Here is a 9,381-nt window from a genome sequence, read left to right as displayed (position 1 = left end):
CTTGCGTGGCATACGCCAGACCTTCGCTATCGCCTTAATGCGCGGTGCACGACATAAGGCAGCGGGGGTATTAATTCGCCGCGTTGCATCTGATCGTGGACGGCGAGCGGCGAGGCATCGGGCGCGAAGCACTGGCTGATCACCGCGCTGTGATGGTCGGACAGCGCAGTGCCCCGGCGCTTGATGATGTCGAAATGCCCTGGATCGCAGGTGTTGATGCCGCTGATGTTGTAGACATACAGCGTGGCGTCGTGGAGTGGATAAGCGAGGTTGTGCCGGATCAGCAGATTGACGAACTCGTAGTCCTCGTTCCGGTCGAGGGCCGGGTAGCGTATGCCGAGCGCGCGCACCGCGTCGCGATCGAAGAGGATGCTGTTTTCCCATAAACGGTCGGTGCCGAGGTATGCCTTGCCCGCCGCGGAATCGAAGACGATCAGGCGCGCCAGAATGATGGCTTGCTTGTTCGAGCTGCGCATCATCGCGAACTGTTTGCCCAGGCGTTCCGGACTGTACCAGTCGTCGTCGTCCCAGATGCAGGCAAGACTGCCGGAGGCCCGCTCCAGCGAAAGATTCCTCAGTTCACCGAGGCTGATGCCCTGCGCATCGACGGGATGGGACTTGATGCGTTCGTCGTGGAAGCCGGCGATGCAGTCCTTCGTCGGCTCGTCGGCGGCCGGATGGACGATCACCAGTTCCTTGTTCGCATAGGTCTGCGACTGGAAGCACCGGATCGCGCGCGCCAGATGCTGCGGCCGTCGTCGCGTGACGCACAGACATGAAATGAGCGGCTGTTCTTCATGGTCGTTCATCGTGTGTATCCCCTGTCCGTTCGCAAGACGGCACGGCCGCCAGCCCGAAGTGATGTACTTTTCCTGTGGGACGGTATGGTTCTGGTGTTCACGGAAAACGTCGGACAAAATATCTTTTGTGTATAACTATAATAGTGTTACTGCGCACGGCCGGAACGCCGGGCGGCGGAATCACGATGCAATTTCGACCGGCCGCCAAGCGGAACCAGCTTGCGAGGATCGCGGCAAGCGCGTCTGCCCGGTCGCTCGGCCGCAGCGTCTCCCTGCCGCGCACGCTCAGCCCTCTGCGCGCTCTTCCGCCTCCACGGCGGCCCGTCCGCCTGCATCGACAATCAGTGCTGCATCCAGTCCGGCCGGATCGAACGGCACGGATTCTCGTGCTCGACCGAGGAATTGATTTCCAATCAGGGGGCTGCGCCGCTCGCGGTCGCACAGGACTTCGCTGGCCACCACCGTGAGCCGCCCAGGCTGCCAGACTCTCTCTGACGCAGCGTCCGGCGCCGCTCGCGCGACGCCCGACCGCGCGGCCACCGCACGCACCAGCTGCAGCGTGCCGTTCGTCTCCTTGCTCATCAGCGCGGCAAGCTGCGCGCTGACGACGGGCGCCTGTTCGAGTGCTTGCCTCAACGCATCGACCAGAGTGTCGCGACTGTATCGTGCAGCCGGCAGAACGGGAGCATCCACCAGCGCGGCCATGCGCTGCGCGTGATAGGGCTGGTCGTACAGGAACGGCACGGTGACCATGGGCTTGGCGGCAGCGCACGCGGCTATCAACGTGCCGACTCCGGCGTGGTGGACGATGGCGCCGACGCGAGGAAAAACCGCGGCGTGATCAACGAAGCCGCGAATCATGACGTCCCCTGCGTCCGGCGCCGTCGCGCCAACGAACTGGCTCAGGTAGAGGCACTTCAATCCCAGAGCGCGGCACGCGGCGACGGATTGCTCGAACATGTGCTGTGGATTGATCCGGTCCACAAACGAACCGAACGAGAAGATCACGGTGCGATCGTCGCAGAACGCCAGCAGCCCGGGGTCCGCTGAGTGTGCCGTGTGCACCAGCGCGCTATGCGGAAAGCCCATGACTTCGAGATTGTTCACCGTAATGCCAGGCTCCAGCAGAAACGCCGGAAACAGCCCCAGTATCGTCGGTGAATCCTGGAACACCGCCGCGTAAGGAAACAGTCGCCGAGGCAGACCGATGCGATGGCGCAAGGCTGCCAACGCCGCGTGCCACCGTGCGGGCGGCAGCGGTGGCGTCGACCCGCGCTTGTCGCTCAGGCGCGTCTGCTCGACCAGGTAGGCGGGGCTGAGCGTGTAGGCAAGCCACGGAATATCGCGCTTGGCTGCCACCAGATGCGCCGGCACCACGTGATGCGGCGCCAGCAGCATATCGGCAGAGTCGGCAGCGGCGAAGAGGTCATCGAACAGCCGGTCGAGCTGTCCGAAATTGGCGTGGTCCACGAACGCGATGGCATCGTCGCGGACATCGCTCGTGCGATCGTGACTGGCGAGGTCGGTCGGATCCGCGAGCTGGCCGAGTGGCACGAATTCCAGCCCCTGCCGCCGTGCCGTGTCGGTGTGCATCGGGTTGGCGGCCACGCGAACGCGATGGCCGGCCTCTTCAAGGGCCTTCGCCATCGCAAGCACGGGATTGAGATCGCCGAGCGATCCCAGAGTGGCGAGCAGGATCCGGCTCACGCTGATAGTTCTTCCGTCGGAGCTGTCGCTATGCCGCGCTGCAACTGATAGTCGTGAACTGCCGTACGACGTTCAGCACGTTTCCGCCGTTCGCCCCAGCGCAGCGTTCAAGACGCCGACGAAATCGCCGATGGACCTGGCTTCCGCAAGGCCGGCGATGTCTTCGTCCCACAGTTCGATCGAGAATGCCGCTTCCATCTCCGCCATGATCTGGCTGAGCGACAGCGAATCGACGCCCACTTCATCGAGCATGGTATCGGGCGAAAGGTCCTGGGGCGGCACGGCGCAGACGCGCGCCACGAGCTTGATCATCGTATCGGCGACAGCGGCTTCAATAGTCATAGGCGAGTGGTCCTTTGTGGATATCGTTATCAGTGATGGTGGTGAGGGTCGACCAGACTCAGCGCCTGCAGACTTCTGAAGACGCCCAGCTTTCGCCACGTAGCCACCGACGCGCGGCGCAATTGCGGATGTTCGAGCATGACCTCGAGCGCGATGCCGATTTCCTGCCGTGCGAGCATGGCGCCGAGACAGTGGTGCCAGCCAGCGCTGAACGTGAGCACCGAGCTCCTGGCACGCCCCTGCATGAAGGCTCCCGGGTCGGCGAAGGCGGACGGATCGCGATTCGCCGCTGCGATGAGCACGGCCACTGTCTGGGTCGATCGCACCGTGGCACCCGCCAGCTCGACGTCAACGCCTGGCCGACGCGTCACGATGTGAACCGGGGGAAACATGCGCGCGAACTCCTCGACGATGACCGCCGTGTCCGCCGCGCCGCTGCGCAGATCTTCCGCGACGTCCGGATACCGCGCGAGAAACCAGCCAATCTGCGCGACTGACGACGATGTGGTCTCGAAGCCCGCGAGCAGCAGAAACAGCAAATCGCTGAAAACGCTCTCGAGCGGCAGCGTGTGCTCGTGGGCGATGTCCAGGAGGCCTGCGATGCATTCCGATTCCCGCGCTTGTGGCGAACCCAGGAACCGCACGAACTGCTCAGCGATGGCTTGCGTGCGAGTGTCCAGATCCTCGAGCTCGGCAGCGGAAAGTCTCGCGCAATCCAGCGCCGTGAGGAGGCCGGCGGAAACCGAAGGTATCGATTCGGCCAACTGGGACGGAACCCCCAACAGCTTGCACACGACCTGCAGCGTGTAGGGAATCGCGAACTCGCGCAGCAGGTCCACCGAGCGCGCCTGCAGCGCAGGTTCCAGCAGGCCTTGCGCCAGATCGCGGATGACGTCGCGATGGGCGTGCACGCGGGCTTGCGACAGCGTCCGGGCGATGTGCTTGCGGACGTCTCCGCCTGCCTTGTCCGAGTCGATCGCAAAGGATGTGCTCAGGTGACGCAGCGACGGGTGCTGGCGAAAGCCGGCACCGTAGGCCTGCGCCAACGCAGTGGCATAGTCGGTTCGGAAGGCGCGGTTCTTCAGCACGTCCGTCGCCAGCGCGTGCCCGCTGACGAGCCACAGCCCCAACCGCGTACGGTGCAATGGCCCGCGCCGCGCCAGGCTTTCATAGGCGCCGTACGGATCGGCCTGATGCTCGGCGCAAAGCGGGTTGAACACTTCGTAGGTCATCAGGCGCCGACCACATCGGCCGGGGCATCGGACTGTGCATTGGCCATCGTCTCGCGCAGGACCTGACGCCGCACCTTGCCGCTGGTTGTCTTGGGAATACTGCCCACGGCGCAGATCACGACCGCTACGGGCGTCAAGCCCGTGCGCTCGTAGCAGGCCAGCTTCGCCGCATGCACCATGCCGGCCGCATCATCCGATCGGCTTTCTATCGCGATGACGATGCCTTCGGTCGCGGTATCACCTAATTGACCGAAGCTTGCGACACGACTCACCGGCAGGCCCAGGCTCGTGCTGACGGCATGATCGACATCGGCTGGCGCGATCTTGCGGCCAGCGACGTTGATGAGATCCTTGCTGCGCGTCACGAAGTACAGTTCGCCGTCGGCCACATAGCCGATATCGCCAGTCCGTAGCCAGCCGTCACGGAGCACGGCCTGCGTCTCGTCGGGGGCATTCAGATAGCAGTCGAGCAGGCACGTCGAGCGCAACAGGACGTGGCCGATGCTGCGTTCGGGCAGTGCATTACCGTCGGCGTCCACGACTTTCACCGCCGTGCACGCAATCGGCGGGCCCACGCTCACGAAGGCGGATGTGTGATCGGCCGCGGTGGCCGGTATCGCGACGGCCCCGACCACGGGCCCATTGTCTCTGACATAGTCCACTTTTAAACCGCGCCGTCCCGACGCGAGCACGGTGGTCTCGGCCATGCCGTAGGCGCCGAAGAACGCGTCGGCTCGAAAACCGAATGGCTGGACCAGCTCGATGAATTCGACTGCCACCTGCGGATAGATGGGTTCTGCGGCGAAGACCAGGCTGCGCACGTCGTGCAATGCGAGTCCTTGCTGGGGCCGCAGGGCCAGGCGCGAGCGCAGCAGTCCCATCGCGGAAGACGGGCCCGCCGAGTGCACCGGCCCTACCCCGCTCATGCGTTTGAGCCATACCGCTGGCGACGAGACGAACGATTCGGTGGACATGAGGATGCTCGCCAACCCGCCGAACACCGGCGCGATCACGCCCACCATCAGGCCGAAGTCGTGGAACAGCGGCATCCAGTTGAAGGTCGATTCGCCGCGACGGTAGTCGAAAGTCTCGACCCAGGCGCGCGCGTTGGCGCAGACCGCGCTATGTGACAGGACGCACGCTTTGGGATGTCCCGTGCTGCCCGAGGAGAACTGTATATGCGCCGTGTCATCGGGCTCGAGATGGGGATCCGGCAACGTCAGCGGATCCGTCGGACCTTCCAGCTGCTCGGCGACGCAGAAGGCGTCGATCTGCGGCACATCCTGCCGCTGCAGCGTGGCGTCGGCGGAGACCACCAGTGCCTTGGGTCGCGCGATGGCAGCGAGCTTGTCGAGGTATTCGAGCTGGGCGGACTTGCGCCGCTCGGATACGAAAGGCTCGGTGGGAATCGCGACGGCGCCGATCAGTTGTGCGCCGAAATACCAGGGAACGAAGTGCGGCCCGGTGGGCAATGCAATGACGACGCTGTCCCCTTTGCCGAGCCCTGCCGCCACCAGCCGGGTGGCCGCTGCGGCGGCAAGCCCGAGCAACTGGCCGCGATCCATGCCCCCGGCCGGGTCACTCGAAGACCTCACCGCTGGCGCGTCGGGTTCGCTGGCGCAGTAGTCGAGAAACGCCTGCCGCACTGTCATGACGGACTTGCCCTCGAATGGGGAATCGCAGTTGCGCATGACCGCTGCCGGCGTCGTGCGGAAGTTTTAGCTTCTAGTAAAAGTCTGAATAGTACTTTGCGAATTATTAAAAATCACTCTTCCGCCGTGATCACGCCCGGCGCCGGCTGGTCGACTACCTGCAAGGCGTAGATGTAGAGGCTGAATCCGCCCAACCCCACGGTCATGCGCATGCCGTACCCCAGGTCGATCTCCAGTGCCACCCACGATTGGCCGGCGAGTTGTCCGTTCGCGTGGAACGCGGTCCGGCCGTTCCAGGCAAGCTGGCCGTTGCGGTGGAATGCGCTCCGGCCATTCCAGGCAAGCTGGCCGCTGTCGTGGAAAGCGCTGCGGCCGTTCCAGGCGAGCTGGCTGTTGCGATGAAACGCGCTACGCCCATTCCAGGCCAGTTGGCTGTTGTCATGGAACGCGTTCCGGCCATTCCAGAAAAGACTTCCGTCAGGATGATAGAGATTCGCCATGTCCGCTCCCTCGTGGTCGCTCAGTCGATGCGGCGCAGACACAGCGCCGTACGGATGCCGCCAAATCTGATGCTGATCGTCAGCGTAGTGCGGAATGTGTGACGAACGTGCCCTTCCCAGACCCGTTCAACGCGGATCGGGCGGCGCGTCGGGGCACGGCACGGAGGCGTCTCGCTGCGCGTCCATGGCGCGGCGGATGCGGCGTCGACGGCGCCCCGAGCCGGCGACGAGGCCAATCCGGCACGGGTAGACGAGCCTCTTGCGAGGTTTGCCGCGCGGCCTGCAACACCTCGAGCTCCGGCAGTCCCGGACCGATCACGCAGATTGCGCCAGCGCCTTTCCTGTCGACATCACGCACCATGAACGATCCGTCTCCTCGAGAAGATCGACACGTCCACGGCCGGTGCGTCGGCCGGCAATTCGACGATTTGCGCCGGCGCTACTTCGGGCGCGCCGGAAGCGCGTACGGGTTTCATGAAGGCGAGTTGCGTGAACGGTCCCGCGAGCAGGCAATCCAGCGCGGCAATGCCCTCGGCCGGTTCGATCGAATCCACGCCGAGCTGCGCCATGCGCTGCTGCGTGTCGACGGACGCGACGATGCCGACGCTGCCCCAGTAGCCCCAGTTCATGACCTTCACCGGACAACGCCATGACCGCGCGAGCTCGTGCGCGAACGCATCCTTGAACGTACAGCCAGCGGCATAGTTCGCCTGGCCGCGCGCGCGCGCAAAACTCTGGAACGAGGAAAAGAACAGCGCGAAGTCCAGCGGCTCGTCGCCGAAGATCTCGGCGAGATGAATGCTGGCTTCCACCTTGGGCGCGAGTCCCGCGCAGAACCGCTCCTCGTCCATGTTCGCGAGACTCTTGTCGAGCAACACGATCGCCGAATGGACGATGCCGTTGACGCGCCCGTGACGCGCCTTGATCTCGCGATAAGCGCGTTCCACATCGGCCCGCTGGGTCGCGTCGGCGCGAACGTAACGCGGTGCGGGTCCGCCGATCCGTGCGAGCCGTTCGATCTTCTGCCGGATCGTCTCGTCGCACTCGCGGCGTCCTAGCCAGACGACCTGCGCGCCGTGTTCGCGGACGAGGTGCTCGCTGAGCACTTCGCCGAGCCCGCCGGCGCCGCCGACGATGACGTATACGCCGCCATCGCGATACGCGTACTCCCGGCGGTCGACGTCGCAAGGCAACATCTGCTGCTGCAGCCACTCGCTGTCGCGATACGCCCAGACGGAACCCTGCCCGTCCACCGGCATGCGCAGCAGCCGCTCATACGGCCACGGCTCGTCGGCGGGCAGATCCAGCAGTCGAACCTTCCAGTGTTCATATTCCTTGGCGAGCGAGCCGATCAGCCCGTGCACGCCGGCATGCGCCGCGTTGACCGGCTGCTGCGTGTCGATGACGCTCGCCTGCGTGGTGACCACGGTCAGCTCGAATGGCCTGTCGCCATGGCCGAGGCCGAGCAGCGCCTTGATCGTCCTGAAGCAGCCGAGGATGCACGCCGACTGCGCCGCGCTCAACGTCTGGTCGCCGGTGATCTCCGGCGCGATCCAGACGAGATGTTCGAGCGACGGCAGCGCGGCGAGCTGGCCTGCAATCGCGTCGATCGTCGCATCGGCGTCGACATCGAGCAGGTGCGCCGTCGGATGCATCTCCTGCAGCGCTCTGCGTTTCGCAGCAGTTCCCGGCGTTCCGATCAGGCACAGGCGCGAGGCATCCGCGTCCGCGTCGAGCAGGGGCGTTTCGGCCTCCCAGCAGGGCGCGAGCAGCACGCCGCCCGCGGCGTCATCCGCTGCCTGGGGATCGGCCGGCGGCGCGGCGGCACTATCGCCGCCGCGTACATCGGTGCGCAGCTCGCGAGAGCTGATGCCGCGCAGCTGCACGCAGATGCGGCCGGCCGAGTCGCAGATGTCGATGTTCATCTTGCGCAGTCCGGGCGTTGCGCGTTCGCTGTCGACGGCACGGATGTGCACGAACGCACGCTCGGGACTGCGCTGCGTGATGACGGCTTCCTCGAGCGCGAACGGAACGACCGGACCGCGCGGCGCTCGCGACGCGGCCTGTTCGTCGGCGAATTCCAGCGCCAGCGCCGCCTGCAGCGCGCCGTCGAGGATGCTCGGATGCAGCGCGTACTGTCGCTGCGTGTCGAGCGTGCATTCGGGCAATCGCACTTCCGCGAGCACATACGGCCCCAGGGAATCGGTGCCGATGTCGACACTCGCGAGACTGCGGTGCGCGGGACCGTATTCGATGCCGACGCTGCTATAGATCGCATAGCAGTCGTCGACGTCGATGCCACGGCTGCGCTCGGAACGCAGGCGGTCGAGGTTGATGCGGCGGTAACTGCCCGGCATCGCGTCGTCGATGTTCGCCGCAAGGATCGCGCTGCCACGCGCGTGGGTGTGCGGCGACGGTTCGTCGCCGACCGGGTGCACACCGGCGTGATCGTCCGAGTAGATCTCGAACTCGATGTCGCCGGCCTCGTTCTCCCGCAGCGTGATGCTGATCGGCGTCGCATCGCCGGCCGCGACGACCGGCCGCAGCCAGACCACGTTCCTCATCACCATCGCTGTGGCCGTTTCCTGCCGCTGCGGGCGATCCGGGTCGCTCGCGAATCCCTGCAGGCCCGAGGAACGGCTCATGGCCGCATGCACCATCTCGAGATAGGCGACACCGGGCAGCAGGCGCCGGCCCTGCACGCGGTGATCGGCGAACTGCATTTCCGACCCGGTGAACACGGAGCTGTAGCGCTGCTGCCAGAAGTCCGACGTGTTTTCGTGCACGAGCGGATGCAGCGTCGCGCGTGCCGTGGTCTTCGCCGCAGGCAGCGCCGTGCCGGGCTCCGACTCGACCCAGTACTGCGTGGTCGCGAACGGATAGGTCGGCAGCGACAGCCGCGCCGGCGACTGGCCGGCGAACAACGCCGCGTAATCGAGTGAGTAGCCCTGCACGTGCAGTTCCGCCACCGCCGCGAGCCGTTCCAGATGCTCGGATTCGGGCAGCGAACCGGCACAGTCGACCAGGCACTGCTGGCCGTAGCGCCGGAGTCCGGCCTGACCGCCGTCGTCGAGCTCGACGCTCTTGGCCACATACACCTGCGGCGCCTTGCCATGAGTGAGCCAGGTCTGCAGGCGCGAGGCGAGTT

Annotated in this window: 7 protein-coding genes; all 7 read right to left on the bottom strand. The window is 65.5% G+C overall.

The window, feature by feature from the left end; translation table 11 throughout:
* Nucleotides 1-26 precede the first annotated feature (26 nt).
* Entirely contained in the window at nucleotides 27-809 is a 783-nt protein-coding gene (locus RUU78_RS12990; protein WP_313917239.1) for a glycosyltransferase family A protein, read from the bottom strand.
* Nucleotides 810-1,085: 276 nt separating this feature from the next.
* A complete protein-coding gene (locus RUU78_RS12985; RefSeq protein WP_313917237.1) occupies nucleotides 1,086-2,507 on the bottom strand; it encodes a glycosyltransferase in 1,422 nt (473 codons plus the stop codon).
* Between the two features lie 72 nt (nucleotides 2,508-2,579).
* Nucleotides 2,580-2,849, bottom strand: a complete 270-nt coding sequence (locus RUU78_RS12980) for an acyl carrier protein (RefSeq protein WP_313917235.1) — start codon at nucleotides 2,847-2,849, stop codon at nucleotides 2,580-2,582.
* A 29-nt stretch (nucleotides 2,850-2,878) separates the two neighbouring features.
* Nucleotides 2,879-3,937: a cytochrome P450 gene (locus tag RUU78_RS12975; protein WP_313917233.1), complete on the bottom strand. Its 1,059-nt coding sequence runs from the start codon at nucleotides 3,935-3,937 to the stop codon at nucleotides 2,879-2,881.
* 143 nt (nucleotides 3,938-4,080) lie between these two features.
* Nucleotides 4,081-5,772 carry an AMP-binding protein gene (locus RUU78_RS12970; protein ID WP_313917231.1) on the bottom strand — a complete coding sequence of 564 codons (1,692 nt, stop codon included), beginning with the start codon at nucleotides 5,770-5,772 and terminating at the stop codon, nucleotides 4,081-4,083.
* 74 nt (nucleotides 5,773-5,846) lie between these two features.
* Complete coding sequence (locus RUU78_RS12965) at nucleotides 5,847-6,233, bottom strand: hypothetical protein (protein ID WP_313917229.1); 387 nt, start codon at nucleotides 6,231-6,233, stop codon at nucleotides 5,847-5,849.
* A gap of 350 nt (nucleotides 6,234-6,583) precedes the next feature.
* The coding region (locus tag RUU78_RS12960) for an SDR family NAD(P)-dependent oxidoreductase (protein WP_313917227.1) at nucleotides 6,584-9,381 on the bottom strand (2,798 nt) is incomplete at its 5' end.

The organism is Tahibacter sp., assembly GCF_032229445.1.
Classification (GTDB): domain Bacteria; phylum Pseudomonadota; class Gammaproteobacteria; order Xanthomonadales; family Rhodanobacteraceae; genus Tahibacter.
The sequence above is the reverse complement of the archived record's forward strand: the minus strand, read 5'-3'. Positions and strand labels throughout refer to the sequence as shown.

Coding starts and splice junctions, on each gene's coding strand:
- RUU78_RS12990 (WP_313917239.1), bottom strand. CDS start 809: ATGAACGACCATGAAGAACAGCCGCTCATTTCATGTCTGTGCGTCACG.
- RUU78_RS12980 (WP_313917235.1), bottom strand. CDS start 2,849: ATGACTATTGAAGCCGCTGTCGCCGATACGATGATCAAGCTCGTGGCG.
- RUU78_RS12970 (WP_313917231.1), bottom strand. CDS start 5,772: ATGCGCAACTGCGATTCCCCATTCGAGGGCAAGTCCGTCATGACAGTG.
- RUU78_RS12965 (WP_313917229.1), bottom strand. CDS start 6,233: ATGGCGAATCTCTATCATCCTGACGGAAGTCTTTTCTGGAATGGCCGG.